The organism is Mesotoga sp. UBA5557 (genome assembly GCF_002425715.1).
In the GTDB taxonomy this organism is placed as follows: Bacteria; Thermotogota; Thermotogae; order Petrotogales; family Kosmotogaceae; genus Mesotoga.
Genome location: NZ_DIMV01000099.1, coordinates 44,711 through 63,430, shown reverse-complemented (window position 1 = coordinate 63,430; position 18,720 = coordinate 44,711). Strand labels below are relative to the sequence as shown.

At 46.1% G+C, this 18,720-nt stretch carries 20 protein-coding genes; 3 read left to right on the top strand and 17 right to left on the bottom strand.

Features of this window, described 5'->3' with window-relative positions; genetic code table 11:
* Positions 1-88 precede the first annotated feature (88 nt).
* The 17 genes from B3157_RS12435 to B3157_RS12355 form a co-directional block, all read right to left on the bottom strand.
* Positions 89-1,249, bottom strand: a complete 1,161-nt coding sequence (locus B3157_RS12435) for an MFS transporter (RefSeq protein ID WP_292590752.1) — start codon at positions 1,247-1,249, stop codon at positions 89-91.
* Complete coding sequence (locus B3157_RS12430; protein ID WP_292590751.1) at positions 1,242-2,222, bottom strand: ADP-ribosylglycohydrolase family protein; 981 nt, start codon at positions 2,220-2,222, stop codon at positions 1,242-1,244. Before B3157_RS12430 ends, B3157_RS12435 begins: the two co-directional genes overlap by 8 nt.
* Positions 2,219-3,190 carry a diacylglycerol kinase family protein gene (locus B3157_RS12425; RefSeq protein ID WP_292590750.1) on the bottom strand — a complete coding sequence of 324 codons (972 nt, stop codon included), beginning with the start codon at positions 3,188-3,190 and terminating at the stop codon, positions 2,219-2,221. Before B3157_RS12425 ends, B3157_RS12430 begins: the two co-directional genes overlap by 4 nt.
* 1 nt (position 3,191) lies before the next feature.
* A complete protein-coding gene (locus tag B3157_RS12420; RefSeq protein WP_099828461.1) occupies positions 3,192-4,139 on the bottom strand; it encodes a sugar-binding transcriptional regulator in 948 nt (315 codons plus the stop codon).
* Complete coding sequence (locus B3157_RS12415; RefSeq protein WP_214060310.1) at positions 4,136-4,969, bottom strand: PfkB family carbohydrate kinase; 834 nt, start codon at positions 4,967-4,969, stop codon at positions 4,136-4,138. The genes B3157_RS12420 and B3157_RS12415 overlap by 4 nt, the downstream gene beginning before the upstream one ends.
* Positions 4,966-5,793, bottom strand: a complete 828-nt coding sequence (locus B3157_RS12410) for a carbohydrate ABC transporter permease (protein ID WP_099828459.1) — start codon at positions 5,791-5,793, stop codon at positions 4,966-4,968. Before B3157_RS12410 ends, B3157_RS12415 begins: the two co-directional genes overlap by 4 nt.
* Entirely contained in the window at positions 5,783-6,601 is an 819-nt protein-coding gene (locus B3157_RS12405; protein WP_099828458.1) for a carbohydrate ABC transporter permease, read from the bottom strand. The genes B3157_RS12410 and B3157_RS12405 overlap by 11 nt, the downstream gene beginning before the upstream one ends.
* Before the next feature lie 238 nt (positions 6,602-6,839).
* A complete protein-coding gene (locus tag B3157_RS12400) occupies positions 6,840-8,093 on the bottom strand; it encodes an ABC transporter substrate-binding protein (protein WP_292590749.1) in 1,254 nt (417 codons plus the stop codon).
* An 11-nt stretch (positions 8,094-8,104) separates the two neighbouring features.
* The gene (locus B3157_RS12395) at positions 8,105-9,115 is read right to left on the bottom strand and encodes an alcohol dehydrogenase catalytic domain-containing protein (protein ID WP_292590748.1); all 1,011 of its coding nucleotides are present in this window, start codon (positions 9,113-9,115) and stop codon (positions 8,105-8,107) included.
* A 55-nt stretch (positions 9,116-9,170) separates the two neighbouring features.
* Complete coding sequence (locus B3157_RS12390) at positions 9,171-9,668, bottom strand: molybdopterin-dependent oxidoreductase (RefSeq protein ID WP_214059882.1); 498 nt, start codon at positions 9,666-9,668, stop codon at positions 9,171-9,173.
* Positions 9,669-9,683: 15 nt separating this feature from the next.
* Positions 9,684-11,288 (bottom strand): metallophosphoesterase family protein, encoded by a 1,605-nt coding sequence (locus B3157_RS12385; RefSeq protein ID WP_292590747.1) that lies wholly within the window; start codon positions 11,286-11,288, stop codon positions 9,684-9,686.
* Between the two features lie 20 nt (positions 11,289-11,308).
* Positions 11,309-12,046 carry a class I fructose-bisphosphate aldolase gene (locus B3157_RS12380; protein ID WP_214059880.1) on the bottom strand — a complete coding sequence of 246 codons (738 nt, stop codon included), beginning with the start codon at positions 12,044-12,046 and terminating at the stop codon, positions 11,309-11,311.
* Positions 12,047-12,325: 279 nt separating this feature from the next.
* Positions 12,326-12,673 (bottom strand): formylglycine-generating enzyme family protein, encoded by a 348-nt coding sequence (locus tag B3157_RS12375; RefSeq protein ID WP_292590746.1) that lies wholly within the window; start codon positions 12,671-12,673, stop codon positions 12,326-12,328.
* Position 12,674: 1 nt separating this feature from the next.
* A complete protein-coding gene (locus tag B3157_RS12370; RefSeq protein ID WP_292590745.1) occupies positions 12,675-13,142 on the bottom strand; it encodes a formylglycine-generating enzyme family protein in 468 nt (155 codons plus the stop codon).
* Positions 13,143-13,498: 356 nt separating this feature from the next.
* Positions 13,499-13,924, bottom strand: a complete 426-nt coding sequence (locus tag B3157_RS12365; protein WP_214059879.1) for a flavodoxin family protein — start codon at positions 13,922-13,924, stop codon at positions 13,499-13,501.
* A 32-nt stretch (positions 13,925-13,956) separates the two neighbouring features.
* Positions 13,957-14,640, bottom strand: coding sequence for a histidine phosphatase family protein (locus B3157_RS12360; protein WP_214059878.1), 684 nt, complete (start codon positions 14,638-14,640; stop codon positions 13,957-13,959).
* A 214-nt stretch (positions 14,641-14,854) separates the two neighbouring features.
* Positions 14,855-15,226, bottom strand: a complete 372-nt coding sequence (locus B3157_RS12355; RefSeq protein WP_214059877.1) for a hypothetical protein — start codon at positions 15,224-15,226, stop codon at positions 14,855-14,857.
* A 573-nt stretch (positions 15,227-15,799) separates the two neighbouring features.
* Here B3157_RS12355 and B3157_RS12350 point away from each other — a divergent pair.
* The 3 genes from B3157_RS12350 to B3157_RS12340 are packed head-to-tail and all read left to right on the top strand — an operon-like array spanning position 15,800 to position 18,662.
* The gene (locus tag B3157_RS12350; RefSeq protein WP_214059876.1) at positions 15,800-16,609 is read left to right on the top strand and encodes an acetoacetate decarboxylase family protein; all 810 of its coding nucleotides are present in this window, start codon (positions 15,800-15,802) and stop codon (positions 16,607-16,609) included.
* A gap of 22 nt (positions 16,610-16,631) precedes the next feature.
* On the top strand, positions 16,632-17,438 hold the full coding sequence (locus B3157_RS12345; protein WP_292590744.1) for an SDR family NAD(P)-dependent oxidoreductase: 807 nt from the start codon (positions 16,632-16,634) through the stop codon (positions 17,436-17,438).
* A gap of 15 nt (positions 17,439-17,453) precedes the next feature.
* Positions 17,454-18,662, top strand: a complete 1,209-nt coding sequence (locus tag B3157_RS12340) for a hypothetical protein (protein ID WP_214059874.1) — start codon at positions 17,454-17,456, stop codon at positions 18,660-18,662.
* The last annotated feature ends 58 nt before the right edge of the window (positions 18,663-18,720 follow it).

Here is an 18,720-nt window from a genome sequence, read left to right as displayed (position 1 = left end):
AAACGAAGATGCCTTGATTGAATGTCTTCCTTTTCATTCGATTTGTTTTTCAGTTGATAATCACTCTCTATGTTTCGCACGTCTCATGTTATGAGACGGTTTTTCGACAACATAGCGTACTCATGACGAAAAACACGATTGCTACCGCGAACCCTGCTGCGACGAAAACGAAGGCAAGGTTGTAACCACTCAACGATATCAGAGAGCCGATAAGACTCAGAGCGAGCGATTGAGATAGGACCATAACTATGTTATTGAGACCGAAGATTTTCCCCTGATTTGCAAGGGAGACTGTATCTGAAACGATCGTCACGTTGAGGGCGAGAACTATTCCTAAAGCAAAGCTAAAGAGAATCAACACGATAAGCATCAGAAATGGGTCAAGACCCAGGAATCCAGAGTAGAAGATACTAACTGACAAGAAAACGCCGGCCAGGATAGAAAGCGCTGTAATGTGCAGCCTTTTCTGCCCGAGCGTTTTGCTCAGAGTACCAGTCATGAGAGAAGTCACGCCACTCACTAGAGTTGAAACTCCCATTATCGATGATGCAGTGCCAAGAGACACACCAATATCACTGCTTATGAAAGATGTCAGGTAGGGAAGTATCCCGCCCATTGAAAACCACAGGCCAAACTGTGAGATCATCACAAATACTATCTTCCTGTCAACTCTGAACCTCAAATCTTCTTCTTTGATGCCCACAGCAGAATCAACTATGTGGGACTCTGACCGATAGAAGAAAAGCGGAACAACGAGAACTGCAGCGGCTATTGAGAAAACCACAAATGCTGTCTCACCGCTTCTTGAAAGGGTGACTCCTATAAAGAGAGAGGAGAGAAAGGTGGCGATGTTCATAACACCCATCATGAATCCATAGTTTCTATCCTTTCTGCCGGGCTTACTTACGTTGCTGACTAGGGCAGAGTAAGGTGTAAGCAAACTGAAAATCGACATGGTGAAAACTACAGCCGCAATACCCAATAGGATCTCGTTGTTAGTGCTGAGTATGAACATACTGATAATCGTAATGATGAAGAGTCCTTTAATGAAGGCAAGATACTTTTTGCTTCGGTCACCAAGATAGCCGATAAGCATCCCTGTGAAGATCGTTATGATCATTCCGGCCGAAACGAGATTACCAGCCAGAGCGGTTGAGTGAAACTTGCCGTTGAGATAGGGTATGAGAACGAAATTGAAGATTCCGTAGATAATTCCAACGGAGGCGCTTCCGGAGAGGAGTTTAATCATCTATATCACTCATCTTTTCGATGTATCTCGCATGCTTCTCAAGATCAAGATCTTCATTTGCCTTCAGAACTCTCTGGGTTATGAAGTGAGGGATGTTGTTTGCATCGCCCTGAAGAGAAGACAGTGCTCCAGCTATTGCGGCTATAGTATCGGTATCACCACCTATCGAAGCGCCCATTCTTATTGCCAGCCAGACATCATCTCTGCAGAAAAGGCCTATGGCAATCGCTGCCACGGCGACATCCACGGCCTCCATAGTTGTTCCGAATACATAGTAAAGCCTGTCCAAGAAATCGTCAGGATGTTGCCCACCGATGAGACCTTTGATAGCAGCAAGTCTTTCGCCGGCCGAAGGTCCAACAAATTCGGCACAAGAGAGTCTTTCGTTTACTTTTGAGCCTCGTATTGCTGCCTCGGCAATCCCGTCGGCATTCAACCCCCTCGCAGCGTAGTAATAGGCAAATCCGACTGCCAGAGAAGCTTCAAGAGCAAGATTCGTGTTGTGAGTAGGGGCAGTACAGTTTCTTATTGCTTCGACAAGATGTTTCTCGCTTTTGTCTAGATTACATAACACTGGAGCTAGCACTCTCATTGGTGCCCCGCTGGTTGTACCAAGGCTTTCGAAGTCCTGCCTATTTTTGAAGGCTTCGATAGCTCTCTTAGTGCTCGGTCCTATGTAGCCTTTCGCGACAGGGTCGCACTCGTCCTCCCACCTGCAAAGAGCTTCTTTGACCGTCTCCTGTGAGAAGTTTCTTTTCTCATTGTAGAGCTTTATCAAGTAAAGCACCTGCTCTGTGTCATCAGTTATCTGACCTTTTGTTAGATTTTTGTGGATAGGCGAGTGTTCTGGTTCCAGCAGATCACTTACGAAACTGAACCTGGTATAGATTTGGCGTCGGGTCATGAATTCCGTTACCATTCCCATCGCATCGCCAACTGCGAATGCTTCAAGTGCCCGGAGAATCCTGCTCACTTTCCATCACTTCTTCGTACACAGAGTCCTGCTCTGGCATTTGTTACCACTTCAATCCCGACACTCACTGAAAGATCCACTCTTGGATTGCCATCTATTACGCAGAAGGCATTGAAGCCTGATAGCCGCACTGTATCAGTGCTGGCAAGGATAAACTGCTTGAGGTCCGCGGAAACGGTCTCGCCCGGTTCCACCATAGTTATTATCGGCCTCGAAGAGACAATCATTGCCGAGTTGCATAGTGAATACGGCAGCCAGCAAAGGAGCCCATTAACTGCCCTGTATGCATATAGAGACTTCATGTCTTCAGAGAATGGAGAGATGATTATCTGAGAGGGTTGAAACTGCGGCGTGATCTCTTCGCCATTGATCTCCAATCTGCTTGCGGCTGAAGCAATTGATGTAGGTTCTCGAGGTGTTCTCTTGTTTTTGTAGAAGAAATCCGAAGCATCGATAGTGCAGGTCTCTCCCTCAACTGTCGAAATTAGTGTCTGGGAAATGACGATATCGTTGAATGCCGAACCCACGTACCTTTCTTCAAAGACATCCAGTCCCGTTACCCATATGGGCTCAATATTCAGGAAGTCGAATTCATGTATATCGCTGACCGATCTCAGAACTATGAAGGGTCCGCAATTTGACGTTCCTAGAGCTACGCCTACAACAGGCACAAGCCTTCCGATCTTGCGCATACCCGCAACGATATCGGATGCAGTTCCGTCTCCCCCGATTGAGATCACTAGATCTGTCTCTGAAAGGACTTTGCCGGCGTTTACGGTGTCCCTGTAGTCGCTGAGTATTGGCTCCGATCCTATTACTTCCAGATCGAAATACTCTTTCAGGTGGAAATGAGTTGATCCGGTGCAGCAGAGATGCGTGCCCTGAAGCTTTGAGGCGAGAGCCTTCATGAGACCTCGATCATTCTCTCGCTTACCGGAGTTTGGATTGTAAACTAATCCGATTCTCATATCACCTCTCCATCCGGAGTATCTGGAGAGCCGTACTCCGATCCGTGACGATTGAATTGATGTATCCGGCCTTAATTGCCGCGTGAATCGCCAGAGCCTTTTCCTTTCCACCGGCAATTCCAATTACCTCGGGAACTTCCTTCAGCTGCTCAAGAGAAATCCCCAGAATGTTTTCGTTTCCGGAAACACAAGGTATTCCGCTGGCATCAAAGAACCTCGCTGCTATGTCGCCAACCGCTGCGTGTTTCATAAGATTAGCAAGGAACTCCTTGTCGTAGATGTTCTTGAAGGCGTTGGATAAAGATATGGGTTCACCTATACCTACAATTGCCAGATCCAGCCTCTTCCACATCTCCGACATGAATCTTATTGAGCCGTCTTCGAGCATCATATTCAGAGTCTTCGAGTTCTCTATGAAGGCCGGAGCGAAAAGGTAGTAACGATTACTGTGAAAGGAATTTGCGATCTTCTCAACTATTGAATTCATTTGATACTCATGGCGCAACTGGCCAACGCCGCCGATTAAGGGTATGAATGTTGTGTTTGGAAGCTCCCCGTTGAACACGACTCTTTCAACTGTCTCGTACAGAGTTCGACCCCAGGAGATCCCCACAAGCTGTCCATTTTTCACGTAATCGGGAAGAAATTTAGCTGCAGATATAGCGATCGAGGTTATTGTTCCTACCTCCGTTCCTTCATCCGCAACGATAACGTTCTTCAGGCCGAATCTCTCTTTCATCTCCATTGAGATCTCTTCAGAATTTCCCAGGCTTCCCGAATCGATTTCGATCCTCACGATCCCCTCGTTCTTGGCTTTTGTGAGTAACCTGCTCACTTGAGGCCTGGATATTCCGACCAGTTTTGCTATTTCACTCTGTGTCAGGTCTTCAAGATAATAGAGTTTGCACACCTTTATCATTGTGTCTCTATCGGCCATCAGTCCTTTCATCGTAGGTCTTTCCTCCCTTCCACGAGGTTTGGCCCAATTACCGAGATCACTTCCGCAGCCTTCCTGTGAGCATGGTAGATGCTTTGGACCGGATCCCCGCACTTCATGAACTTCTCTATAAATCCTGCGGCAAAAGCGTCGCCGGCACCTGTAGTGTCCGCGAGCTTTCCTCCAGTGTTCTCGACTTCAAATGAACGACGGCTCTTGTTTCCGTCTATCCAGATCGTCTCGGATGATCCTCTGGTTATGATTACGTTTGAGGTTATCTCACTTATCCTGTCTTGAATGGTCTGCGCTTCACCCTCCGAGAGTATAGTGAAATCCGACAGACAGGATACCTCAATAACGTCATCTACGCCGAAATACAGACCACAACCACCAGGCACATAGACCTTCAGAGATTCAGAGGACTTTCGGAAAGCATCGACAGCTACTTCCTTGAAACTGTCGGCTACGCAAATCGCATCGTATCTCTTTTCATCGATTACGCCGCTAAAGAGAGCGTGGCCTCCAAGCGATATGATTCTTCTCTCTCCGTGAGAATCCAACATCACTATCGTCTCAGCACCAGGTCCATCCTCGATTTTGTAGCTTAGGTTCAGTTTCGAAGAAGAAAGCCTCTTGAGAATCCACTCCGAAGTTAAATCATTTCCCGTACCAAAGTAGAAGTCCGTCTCAACATATTTCGAGAGATTCAGCGCGATATTTGCTCCCGATCCCCCGATGAAATTGTGTGTGCCTTTTGCAAATACCATGGAATCTCTTTCAGGATATGAATCGAGAATCAAGTATCTGTCGATTGAGGCCGCACCAATAACCGCAGCTCTCATTTGACAGCACCTCTCGTTAAGCCTCCGATCAAATACTTCTGCGAGAGAAGAAATAGAAGGATAGGAGGAAGAGCAGTGATGAGAGCTCCGGCCGAAAGCGCACCCCACTCAACGGCGCCTCCAGTTCCAACAAACCTTGAGAGAAATACTGGAAGGGTGTAATTCGCATTCTCTCTCATGATTACAAGTGCGAAAAAGAACTCATTCCACGAGAGAAGAAAGGCAAACGTTCCGACAGCAACAATCCCCGGAACGGCCATCGGTACGATTATCTTCCTCATTGCCTGAAAGCGAGTACAGCCGTCTATCATTGCAGCTTCCTCAAGTGCCTGAGGAATCTCATCGAAGTACCCCTTAAGAAGCCAGCTGCAGAAAGGGATAGTAAAGGTAGTGTACAGAATAATCAAACCTATGGGATTGTTCTGAAGAGAATATCGGTTCAAAAGAGAAAAGAGGCCAATAATCATAAGAATTCCCGGAAAAGCCTGGGAAGCTAGCAACCAAAGTATCAAGGGATTCTTTCCCTTGAACTTGAATCTAGACATGGCGTAACCTGCCAGCGTTGTTATGACTATGCAAAGCAGAACGGTGACGAGGGTAACTGTCATGCTGTTCGCAAAGTTCCTGCGAAAACTGGTGTCCTGGAAGATCTTTGAGTAATTTCCGGTATATAACTTCTCGGGAAGCTTTAGGGGATTCTGATAAATATCCATAGTCTCTCTGAAAGAGTTTAGTACTAGCATCAAGAGAGGAGAGAGGATTAGGAGAACTACTACAAAGGCAACGATGTTCATTGTAATTACTACGCTTCTCTTAGGCCTCATTTCTTACCTCCCTAATGTAAAAGGTTACTGGTAGAAGGAGAATAAGCAGACAGATTACGCCGATTGCAGAAGCATAACCCTGCTGAAAGTAGGCGAAAGCGTTCTGATAGGAGTACAGCGACAGCAACATAGAAGAGTTTCCAGGTCCACCGTTTGTCATTGAGTAGACGATATCGAACATGTTGAAAGTCCAGATAGTGTTCAAGGTAACAAGGATCAGAATCAAGCTCTTCATTAGAGGCAGAGTGAGATGAAAGAACCTCTTCAATACACCGGCACCATCTATTTCAGCGGCCTCGTATACATCAGACGGAAGGGACTGCAGTCCCGCCAGAAGAGTCACAATAACGAATGGGAGGCCTATCCAGATGTTTGCGACTATACAGGCGAAGAGAGAATAGCCGGGGGTTACCAACCAGTTGGGAGGATTTGCAAATCCCACAGCATTCAGAAAGGAATTCAGCGGTCCCATTACCCCAAAGATGTATCTCCAGATCAACGCCGCGACAACGGGAGTTGTTGCCCAGGGAAGAAGGATTAGTGCTCTGTATAGCCCTCTGAGCCTTATGTACGGAAGATTGAGCAACAGCGCTATCAGCATACCTATTGCAAGCTCAAATCCCACACATGCGGCCGACCATATAAAGTTGTTCTTCAGTCCGGTCCAGAAGAGGCTGTCAGACATCAGGTCTCTAAAATTCTCAAGGCCTGAAAAGTACTTTCCACCTCCGAAGACAGCATCGGAAAAGAAACTGTTGTATATCCCGTTAACAAATGGGTATACACTTATGAGCGCTACTACGATCAATACCGGTAGAATATACGGCAGCGCCTTGGCCGTTTCGCTCTTTCTGATTTATCATCACTCCCGACAGTTACCGAGTTAATCGGTAGCATGTTTTTCACAGACTGCCAGTATCACCTTAATACTGGCGAATACAAGCTCTTAATAAGGAAATAATGAAAGGAGTCTCTCAAAAGAGCTTAGATCAAACAGTACACACAACCTCTGCAGAGTCCTTTCACTCTCCTCAAGCTATAACTGATTATTGAAGCCCGAGTTTCTTCAGCATCTTGTTTCCTTCAGTGACAGTATCCTTAAGGGCGGCATCGAGGCTCACGCTTCCGAGGATGACTTTTTCGAGATTCGGAACAAACAGCTTCCATTCGAAGGAGTAGAATCCGGGCATCCCCGGCTTCACGTTGTCCGAGTATTGGAGCCAGGCTTTTGCGATGTCCCATTCGTTTTCCGGAGAGCTGAATCTCGGATCCTCGAGAGATGACTCTCTGACAGGGAAGAGATAGTCGCTGTAGCTTATCTCGGCTGAGTTTTCAGTATTTGTCATGAATTCTATAAAGGCAAAGGCCTCATCCTTGTGCTTGGACAGCTTTGAGATACCGAAAGCCTGGGGGTCGGACGCATTGATCTTGTTGTCACCGTTCTTGACAAGAAGCATACCCCAGTTGAAGTTCTTGTTCTGAAGCAAGAACCGTCTGTTCCAGCAGCCGAAGGTAACCATTGCGTAGTTTCCGTTTATGAATCCCTGCATTAGAGAGGTGTAGTCTATGCTTATAACATCTCTCGGCATCACCCTGTGCTCCGTTATTAGCGAAAGGTAGAATTCAATAGCCTCTTTTGCCCCCTCATTGATCTCGACCTTCCATTTATGATTGCTGTCCTTCGTAAGTATCGTTCCGTCTTTCTGAGCGATCAACGTCCAGTGAAACCTCTCCATCAGCGGAGCGAGGATTCCCCAGGTTATTACATTCCCGTTTTCGTCTTTCTTTGTAACGCTTTGAGCAATATCGAGGAGCTGTTCCCACGAAATCATTCTGTCGAGAGGTAATCTGATTCCGCTTTCTTCGAATATGTCTTTGTTGTAGAAGATCACCTGCGTTTCCTGACACCACGGAATACCATATAGATTGCCAGTGAAATCGTAGCAATCTTCGAATATGTGGGCGGGAATGTCAGCAATCATGTCGTCTGTGACGTAACTGTTCAGCGGTGCAGCGTATCCCATCATCCCATACTCTCGGAACTTCTCTGCATCAGTATGAAAGACGTCCGGTGCATTTCCGCCCTGAAAACTCGTCAACAGGTACTGGTCTGAAGACTCCCATGTACCCCAGATGATATTGACCTGAATGTCCGGATTCTCCATGTTCCAGATATCGACCAGATCGTATATTTTGTCGACCGCTGCAGGTTGCCAGGCAAGACAGTAGAAATCGAGGGTAACAGCGAATACAACCGTGCTGACTATGAGAAGTAACGAAAAGAGAAATACCTTCTTCACTTAAATCCCTCCTAGTGGGAGACCTTGACGACAATCTTGATTTTGGTCTTGTCAATAGCATCTTTAAAGGCTTCGTCAATATTCTCCAGATCCCAAACTCTGGAAATCAATCTCGAGAAAGAATCTGGATCGCTAGTGATGAAGCCGAAAGCCTTCTTGAAATCCTTCTCGGAGAAACCAAAAGTGCCGACGAGATCTACCTCTTTATAGTGAATAAAGTAAGGATCTATCTCCAGGATCGTGTCTCTCGACATTCCACCAAACAGTTCAAATGTTCCGCCCGGACAAACAAAAGGTAGAAGCTGATTGACAAGTTCCTTTTTATCATTTGCAAGGATAATTGAATCGAAACGAGATTGACTCTTCTTGAAGCTTTCGAAACTCGAATCACTGAAGTCTATAGTTTTGAGACCGCAGTTTGCTGCCATGGACAGCCTGTTCTTATCAACATCGGAAATGTATGTCTCGCATCTCATGTTCTTCAGAGCGTTTCCAAGAAGCAGCCCCATTGGCCCGCTTCCAACAACCAGGACCCTGTCTTCAGGTTTTATTCTTGCCTTATCAATGCCATGAATCGCACAGGCAAGCGGTTCTGTAAGGGTCGCGGTACTTTCAGGAACATCATCGGGTATTTTCAGAGTCGCCCTTTCCAGGATCTCCGACGGCACTTTCACATACTCGGTAAAGGCCCCTTCGACCCAGAATTTCTTTGAGCAGAGCTCGGGAACTCCCTTTTGACACATCTCACATTTACCGCACTCTATGTAGGGGGCAATAACATATCTAGAATCACCGAAATCGCGATCTACCGATGCGCCTCTTTCTACAATTCTTCCCGTGAATTCATGCCCTAGAATGCAAGGCGGTTTGAACATGTGATGACCTTTGTTGAATGTCTTGATATCTGTGCCGCAAACACCGACCATCCCTATCTTGACAAGGCCTTCGTTTACCTGAATTGTGGGAGTATCAATATCTTCGATTTCGATCTTCCCAATGCCCTTGTAAATTGCTGCTTTCAAATCAGCCACCTCTTCTAACAGATAATGGGGGAGTTGGCCTCCCCCATTACGAAAATCACATCTCAACCCTGACTTCGACAACGTACCATGCCCAGTTATCTGATGGATACTTGTCGGTGATTTCAGGGAAGTCGTTGATCGGATATGCAAGCTTTATAGGACCGCCCTGGCTTGCTGGAAGAGCCCTCAAGCTTTCGCCCGATCTGGTTGAGTGAGTCAGCATTATCGGATACTTCAAAGCATCTTCATAAGCTACTGCGAATTCTTTCTCATCGGAGCAGACCATCACGACTTTTTTCGCGCCCGAAGGAACTCCTACGAACTTCAGCAGATCGGCGAGAGTTACTCCCACATATGTTTTGTCACCCATCCAGGGATCGGTGACAAAGAACTCGGTTTGGGGCAGTTCTTTGAACTCGTCAAGTGTGAGTTGCCAGACGCCTTCCTCGTTTCTCAACGCGATCACACCACTGATCTTTAGTACGGGATTCGCGATTACCGCAGCAGAAAACAGAAGCATTGCCGCAAGAACAACCACTAAGGTTTTCTTCATACTTATTTCCCCTCCTTATTCTTCCTGAGCAATTCCCTCGGCCACTAACAGTTTCAGAGGATCGACTACTCTCTCGTTGTTTCTAAAGATTCCGTAGAGAGAGTACTTCTCATCTTTGGAAATGGCAAATGGAATGTCCAGATTGGTTATTTGAACCATGAAAGTATCGCTACCATCGTTAAATGTGTAGGTTGTACCCCACTGACCGGTATTGGAACAATTCGAGACGAGCACAAGAGATCCCTCAAAGTATTCTGGATTGGTTTTCATAGATTTGATATCTACCGGAGCGCTTCTGACGAAGAGCTTCTTTCTGAATTCTTTATCTCCGATGCGTACAACTATTTCGTTTAGGCCATCGCCACATGAAGAAAGATTAACGTTGAAATAGTACTCGCTCCAGAATCTCATCTCTCTCTTCAAAACATCGCACTCGAAGACACGATCATTGAGAAGTACTTCAATATCGTCCGATACTGAAGGAAACGTGCAGAATCGGATATACTCCACTCCGGAATAGGGAGTCTCTCTGCTCATGTCGAACCACCCGGAATAATCTTCTGTAAGAGTAACGAAACAATAGTTGAGATCATTTCTCTTCATTTCGAAAAGCGTGAATCCATATTCGTCACCCGTTGGGGAAGGGCCTTCCCACCACGCTCCCGATACGGCGCCGCAGGTTAGCTCAACAAACGGGGCGTCGAAGTACTCTATCATAGTATGTCTATGGCCGCTGATGTGATATGAGCACTCGTCTGCAAAGATCTGCATCATCTCATAATAATTGTCGGTCTTTGCCAGATTGAATATCGGTTCATGAGAGAAAACAATTATTCTGGTATTGAGAGCGACAGATTCTATATCTCTTCTTAGCCATTCGAGCTGCACGGAGTCGATCTCGTAGATGAAACTGCCATCTACAACATTGTGGGTATTGAGCACAATGTAGTGCGTTCCGCAGCTATTGAAAGAGTAATACTTAGGTCCGTAGACGTTGTGAAAAATGTCGTACGGATCTTCCTTCTTTTTGTTTGTCTCATGATTTCCGACTGAGTAGTAAACTGGGATGTCTCCGACTGTGAGATAGTCTCTCACCTTAGTAGCCCATCTGGTTGCAGTCTCGTCGTCGATGTCCTTGATGCTTGCTCCCATGTCGCCGTTGCAGACAATGAAATCGGGACTAATTGTCTCAAGAATCGAAACTAGTTTAGTCATGTATTCATCTGGGTTGTCGATCATCTCTCTGTCGCCCAGGGACTCATAGAAGAGATCAGGATCATCGGCATAGTGAATGTCGTTGACAACCGCGAAGACGCCGTTCTCCACAATCGGCGTCAGCAAGAAGTCGTGATTCTCGACTCCTCTAGCATACCACTCGCTGCATACATAACCATCTGGTTTGATCAGGAATACGAAGCCATTTGAATCAGAGATGTTGTAGAACCCGCCACTGTCTGAAGATACTATCTCAATTCCATTTGAAATAAGACAACCCTGAACAACCTGATCCTCTGCGTCGAGTATTCCGTTTGAATTAAGGTCAACAAAGACATACCCTTCAATTCCGATCACCAAGCTAACAACAAGCAATACGAAAACCAACAAGAGTGTTTTTTTCATAAACGCCACCTCATTTCGGACTAGCCGTGGACCGTTTTCAGCAGCTTTCTTACGTATTCGGTCTGGTCGTCGGCCTGGAATACATTTCTTCCATAAGCAACTCCCATCGCGCCAAGTTCAAGAGCCTCTCTCGCCATTTCAAAGGCATCCTTTCCCTTCGGCCCGCCGGCAATCACAACCGGCACAGGGACCGATTCCAGAACCTTTGAAAAAGATTCAAAGCCAGTGTAATACACCTTTATCAGATCGGCGCCAAGTTCATATGCGACCCTGGCTCCGAGAGCAATATATTCGGGGTCAGTGAAGTGATCCATGGCTTGCGGAAGCATTTCAGCAATCAGTGGCATCCCCAGTCTGCTGCATTGCTCAGCCACCCTGCCAATAATCTCCAGTGACGCATTTTCGCCATCGCCTCCTATGAATCCCATAACAACGACTCCGTCTGCTCCTATTGATAGCGCATGTTCGACGGAAGTAGTAATTCTGTGGTAGTCAAACATAGTGGAGTAGTTAGTAGATGCACCGGTTATTCTGCATAGAATCGAAACTTTTCCTCCAAGCAAATCTCCGTTCTTTTCGATAACGCCCGGATTAAGGATTATTGCATCGGGCCGGCCGACAATTATGTTACTCAGAGTCTCCCTGACATTCCTGATGCCGTTTATCGGACCCTGAAACTGTCCGTGATCCATCGCTACGATTACCGTCTTTCCGTCTTCTTTAAGTATCCGGTTCATTCTAATCGATTTTCCCGTCATAACATCTCTCCTATCATTTGTTCAGAACATATGTACCTAGATTATAGTACATTCTTTCCGAAAAACAAAACTGAAGCAAATGATTTGGCAGTTTGATTTTTGGGTGAGCAATTAGGAATAGGAGTGAAAATCGGTTTCGGCGATTGGGCCAATAAAGTTGTTCTACTGTTAATTTCCGTTGCTTTCTACTGCAGGAGATGATTAAGTTCTGGGTTAGCTTTGACACCAGATGATTCCAGACACGGTTCTATGATGGAATTAAGATTATTGCAGAAGCCTTTACTTTGCTGATCTACAGATTCTGAAGCCGAGATTTGTAATGGTATGACCTGGCAAACCTTTCGATCTCACATCGATACTTACACCAACGGGACAGTCTATCCAGCTGCCACCTCTCTTAACTCTGTAAGCTGAGAAAACATCAACATAGGGATTCGTTTCTTCTAACGAAGAGTAGTTGATGTGATAGTCGCTTACCCATTCCCAGACGTTTCCAGACATATCGTATATTCCCAGTTCGTTCGGTGCTTTAGTTCCCACAGGATGGGTCATGTTTTCGGAGTTCGACTTATACCAGGCTATTGAGTCAACCGAGTTTCCACCTGATCTTGTATAGCCCTTGCTCAAGTTACCCCCTCGCTGCAAATTCCCACTCTGCGTCTGTCGGAAGCCGGTAACCTTCAACTTCTGAGGGGTCTGTGGTTTTGTTGCCCAATGCGTCAAGCAGATTGCCTTCAATGTCGTAGGCAAGGGGCAACCCTTCTTTAAGGCTAAGCCAGTTGCAGTAATCAATTGCGTCCCACCAGCTCACGTTGATTACAGGTCTAGACCCTCTTCCCCAACTCGCATCGTCTGGAAGACTCCTTCCAGTCTCCGCAGTGAAAAAACCGTACTCGTCGAAGGTAACTTCGTACTTTCCGATGTAGTAATCGTAATTCAGATGGATCCGTCGAACCGCTTCATTATCCACGCCTTCCTCTCTCCAGGTGGTTCCCATAAGAAAAGTCCCGCTTTTGACGAGAATCTCTTCCGGTGTTGAAGCAAAGAGTGAAGAAACTAGAAGAACTATTGCAGTCATTGAAAGCAATTTGCGCATTGAAAAGTCCTCCTTTGATGATAGTCTCTAAAAACAAATCACTGTCGAGATCAGCGATGATTTCGCTTTCGCAACAAGTATATCAGTCGAGAAGACGCGAAGAGCTTTCCGAAAGGCCCGAGCTCTTAGCACTGTCGGGTATCGTACGTGGAAATTGATGCGTTTTCGGCAGACTTTGTCCCGGTTTAGCGGGAGATTATCATTTTCTCAAAACCAATGCCTTCTGCCTCTGCAACAAGGAATATCTTCAAAAAGCGGCCTGTAGAAATCTGGTTGAACTCATTAGTGAATGATATGAAGGTGAATTTGGCCGGCAGTTGTAATTCTGATTTGCACACACGGACTGTAATCATCCGTCACTTGAAACAAGAAGCGAGATCATCTACCAACCTCTCTATCTTTCTCTCTCGTCCAAAACTCCACCATCCAACGCTGGCCTCCCCGCAGATCTCTGCCCCTTTCTCTCTACAGATCTTCTTCATGTAGGCAAGCGTCTGTCTCCTTCCCAAAGCGGCTGGAAAGAGACCCGTAGCCATAAGGGCAACCTTCTTGCCTTCAAGGGACTTCATTTTGGCAAGGTAGCTCTTCATAGTATCGGCGGGTGCTCCGCCATTCACCGGAGAGCAGAAGACCAGTCCCTCATATCTTTCGAGATCGGGAGTCTCCGATCTCAGCCTTACCACAGATGCTTCTTTTCCCGCGGAGATCAACTCATCTCTCAGTTTTTCGGCAACGTACAGTGTATTTCCGGTCTTCGAATAGGCGATTATTCCAATCTTCACGACTGTTGCCTCCTTCCTAAATCATCTTTCCATCAATCTTCTGAGTTCCAGATAGTCTCTACTGGTTCCTTTTCGAAATCCAGTTCCATATGCGAAGTATTCGCCCAGTCCACAAGCTCGAGCGAAAAAGAGTCGTTTCTTCTGTAGGCTTTCACGGTGGTTATAGCGCAGTTGTTTATCGAAATGCCTGATCTCGAGAAGAATCTCTTCGGGTCGATTCCGTTGCAAACGAAGGGAAGGGTCATTGACAGAAAGCCTCCGTGACTTACCATAAGGGCTTCTCCTTCGGGACATTCACTAACAACTGTATTCATAGCCTTCCAAAATCGATCGATAACTTCTCTGTGACTCTCTCCGTTGGGGATTCTCTTATCTATCTTGCCATCAATCCAACTTCTTACAAGTTCAAGAAACGCTCTTTCTGCTTCTCCTTCAATGAGCTGGCCCTCAAGTTCGCCAACGTGAAATTCACGGATCTCATCAAGTAGTTGAGGTTCGATTTCAAGATCAGATGAGACTATGCGTGAGGTCTCCCTTGCTCTCAGAATCGGTGAGGTGTAGATCTTGCGAATGTTCCTAAGCTTCAAATAGCGCGCGGCCATTTTCGCCTGTATCCTTCCCTCATCGGTTAGGGGAAAACCATTATCGCCATTTGCAAATATCCCCTCTACATTTGCCTGACTCTGTCCATGCCGCATTAGATATATTGTTGTCATTCCGCCCTCCAAAAACCTGCTTTCAAGAGATAGTGTTTGATGAATCCGATGATCTATTGTAATCTGATCCTTTGCGCCTGTGGAGAATATCTATTCTGTCTTACCTGAATGAACACAATCTTCTACAGCCTATGCAAGGGATCTAGATCCCAACTCTCAGCAAGTTACAACTGATAAATCTGAAAGATTCACGGATTATCGGAGAGGTCACGAACTAACGTTTCGTCGCCTCCCAGGTTCCTTCGTCCAGATCGAAAATCGTGAACGTTCCCGACATCGTGTCCTTGGTTACCGATCCAGCGAAATCTATTCTTCTTTCAGAAGTCCAGGTGTTTATATGTACTTCGCGATCGTTTGAGATCATTCCGAAAAGTTCTCTGCAAGATGAATCAAGACAGAAACTTCCCCTGTAGTTGTATACTATGTGTTGCTCGATATGAAAAGTTGCGGTTTCAGAAGCCCCGCCGGAATAAATCATGATGACATCCCAGCTGCCATTTAAGTTGGGTAGTCCAAAAAAGAGGCATCCGGATGCAAGAAAAACAATCGAGATTGTCAAGAGTACAATTAGAAAGCGTTTAGCCATTCTCTATCCACTCCGCGTCAAGAGCATCATGCCTTTTGGCAAGTCGGTTACGGAATCTCCTCAGAAGCGAGAATTTATTCCAATTATACAGGGATTGGATGCTTTTGAACAGCGCCTTTCGACAGTTTCTGAATAGTAAGAGCTCCAGGATAACATAAACCAAGCCGTACCGATAAGAGAATTGCAGGCCAGGTCAATTCAGAAGAATAGAACTTGGAAGAGATCATCTCTAGAATCAAGCCCAGCGTTGAGTATGGCGACAGAGTTTACGGAAATACTGCGCAGAAATGAAGCTTATTCCTTCTGTTCTTGCTGATTCATTTTTACTTGGAAGTTCATGAGGGTTTGTGTTCTAATAATCTTGAAGTAGAGGCCGGGTTTCTCGTACAGTCTTCATTCATCCTGACTTCTTCAAGAGACTTACCGACTTTTTTGGATAATTATAGATTCATTCAAACATCAATAAGGAAGCAGAGTTGCAAGAATCATACACGAAGTTTTACGAGTCTGGAGGATTTGGCGTTAATCAAAATCCCCAATTAAATCATCATGATGCAGAGAGGAGGAAATGAAGTGTCTGGGAAAAAAGGGAAATTCGTTTTCAACCATGACTTTATCTACAAGATGCCTGTGCACTTTGGTGGCGATCCTTTCTACCCGGTAAGGGTTGTCTACGGAGACAATACCGTTATTACGGTGGAGTATGAGACGGACGAAGAAGCTCTACTGAACCACATCCCTGAAGATTTCAAGCTCAAAGAACCTATCGTTACCGTTCAGTACACCAATTGCCGGGATGTAGACTGGATGATTGGGGGAGAATACAGGCTAATTCAGGTAACGGCACCTGTAAAGTATGTGGGAAACTCAGATGGTCTCGAAGGAGTCTATGCGCTTGTCGTATGGGAGAACAAGACCTGCCCGATAATCGGGGGCCGTGAAGAGGACGGAGTACCGAAGGTGTTCGCAGATATCTCGTCTGAGCGCCATCTGGAAAATCATTGGTTTGTGGCGGCCAGCTACGAGCAGTTTACCTTCCTGAAAATAGACCTCCAGAGAGGCGATGAGGTAAGTGAAGAAGATTTGGCGGAGTTGAACAAGAATCCTAAGATCAATCTCTTTGGGTGGAGGTATTTGCCTAATCTCGGAAAGGGCGGAGCTACCTTGAGTCATGCAACTCTCTATCCTCAGGAGGCCGTTTTCAAACAGATGTGGAATGGTACCGGCACGGTCGAATGGATCGGCCTAACATATGAGCAGCACCCATTGCAGTCAAGAATCATAAGGTCACTGAAGGCTTTGCCGATCAAAAAGGTTACATCCGCGGCAATGGCAAAAGGAATAATTAAGTTGAATGTTGGCGATTCCAGGATACTTCCATAGGATATGAGAGGAGGAGGAGGAAATGAACGGATACTTTGAGAAGAAAGTGGCTGTGGTTACCGGAGCGGCTTCAGGAATAGGGCTTGGTATGACCGAAGAGATGCTTTCCAGGGGGGCAACGACTGTTTTTATGGCCGACGTTAATCAGGACAATCTCGATAGAGAAGCTAAGAGATTAAATTCGAAATACGCCGGTGAAGCTGTACCTTTTCTTACTGACGTCACAAAGGATGATCAGGTTGAGAAGCTAATCATGTCTGCCAAGAAGAATGCAGGACATCTTGACTTCGTCTTCAACAACGCAGGGATCGGAATGACAATCCCGACCGAGATGGTGACTTTCGAAATCTGGAAAAAGGTTGTGGATATCAATCTCTGGGGAGTGATCTACGGGACCTACCATGCCATACCGATCATGAGAGAGCAAAAATCCGGCCATATTGTAAACACAGCTTCTATAGCAGGGTTGGTTCCGCTTCCATATCAAGCACTGTATGCAAGTACAAAGAGCGCAGTGAAAACCATGACGGAAAGCCTTTATTACGAGCTCTCTTACGAGGGTCTTAAATTCAGTGTTGTATGCCCGGGAAATGTGCGTACGGCTATATTTGGCGAGCTGACTCCCCCGCCGGATTCAGTGTCCGTTGAAGATGCGGTGAACTACATATTTGAGAAGATGGAAGAGGGAGATTTGCTGATTGTCTTCCCGCAGAGCATCCGAGATGCCGAACTGGCCTACAGAACAGACCGAGAGAAGTTCGACAAGCTCGCGTTTGATATGGCCGCAGAACGCCTTGAGAACTACAGAACCAAAGGAACCTACTATTGATCGGAATGAATGCCCATGAAACTGACAAAAGTATTTAGCGAATCGGAGCTTTCTCTGGAAGTTGTAATATTGATGATAGCCGGGCTCATTCTTCTCATTACTGGCATGCTGCTCTTCCCTGTTGCTACAGGCGGCCTACCCTACTATGAGAATGGTCTTTACGGTCTTCTGTTGGTGATGTTCTCGCTGCAGATAATTTCAATGGGGAAAACGCCCTTTGGTGACTTGAAACGATCAAAGCTCGTCGTGGCTGCAGGAATTATCATTGGTGGAATTGGAACGATAACTTGTTTCATTCCAGATGCCTTCAACGATATCCCCAGGCTTCTGCTATTCCTTTTCTTTGGCCCCGGAGGAGCTTTTCTGCTTGTTCAGATGGTTCTGTCAAAGGATAAGCTCAGAGCATGGTCCGAATATGGGGGGATCTTCCGACATTTGATAGCTGGATGTACGGTGGCATACGTTTCATCGATTCTCATATCGATACTCCTGTGGAACCAGAGTCTTCTAAGTGTTCAGATGACGGCGATCTTGGTTCTGATCTATGGAGCCGCCATTGTATATCTTTCTTTTGTTCTGAGAAAGATATACAGCACTTACCCACAAGAACAGAAAAGGAAAGACAAAGAAGTAGAACTACCTATGGACAGGGCGATGATTCTATTCACAAGTGTCTTCATGATAATTCTTGGTGTGCTGTTGATTCCGGTAAATCTCGGGCTTCTGCCTTTTTCGGGAAGTGCCCAGCTTGGTTTGCTGATGATGATTTTCGCTATCCAGATGATTGCCTCGGGAAGCACCCCGATAGGAGTCTTTCCAAGATCGCTGCCTGTGATCTTGATCGGGTTTTTATTTGCATCCCTTGGAACTGTATCGTGCATTATCCCGGAGATCTTGGTCTATCCGCTCACCCTGCTTGTCGGTGTCCTGAATATTTTGGGAGGGGCGATTTCAATAGGCAAGTTCCTTGGTCGGCAGGCGAGCGGAACGGGTGGAGGAGGCAGTAAGATACCCGGTATACTTGTTAAGCTGACCGTCGCCCAGCTCACTCTTAATGTTCTTGCAATCACATTTGGATTATCAATGCTGATTTCTCATCTCTTGCCGGGATTGGTTATTGGCGTGGTCTTGGCGGCTAATGGAGCTGTGCTTCTGTACTTACTTCACGTTCTGTTCGTTATAGATAGAATACAAAAGGAGGTGGAACTCGGAAAATCGACATAGTTTGGATCAAATCCACAGATAAACGCTGAGAAACGCCACCTATTTACCATGACTGTTT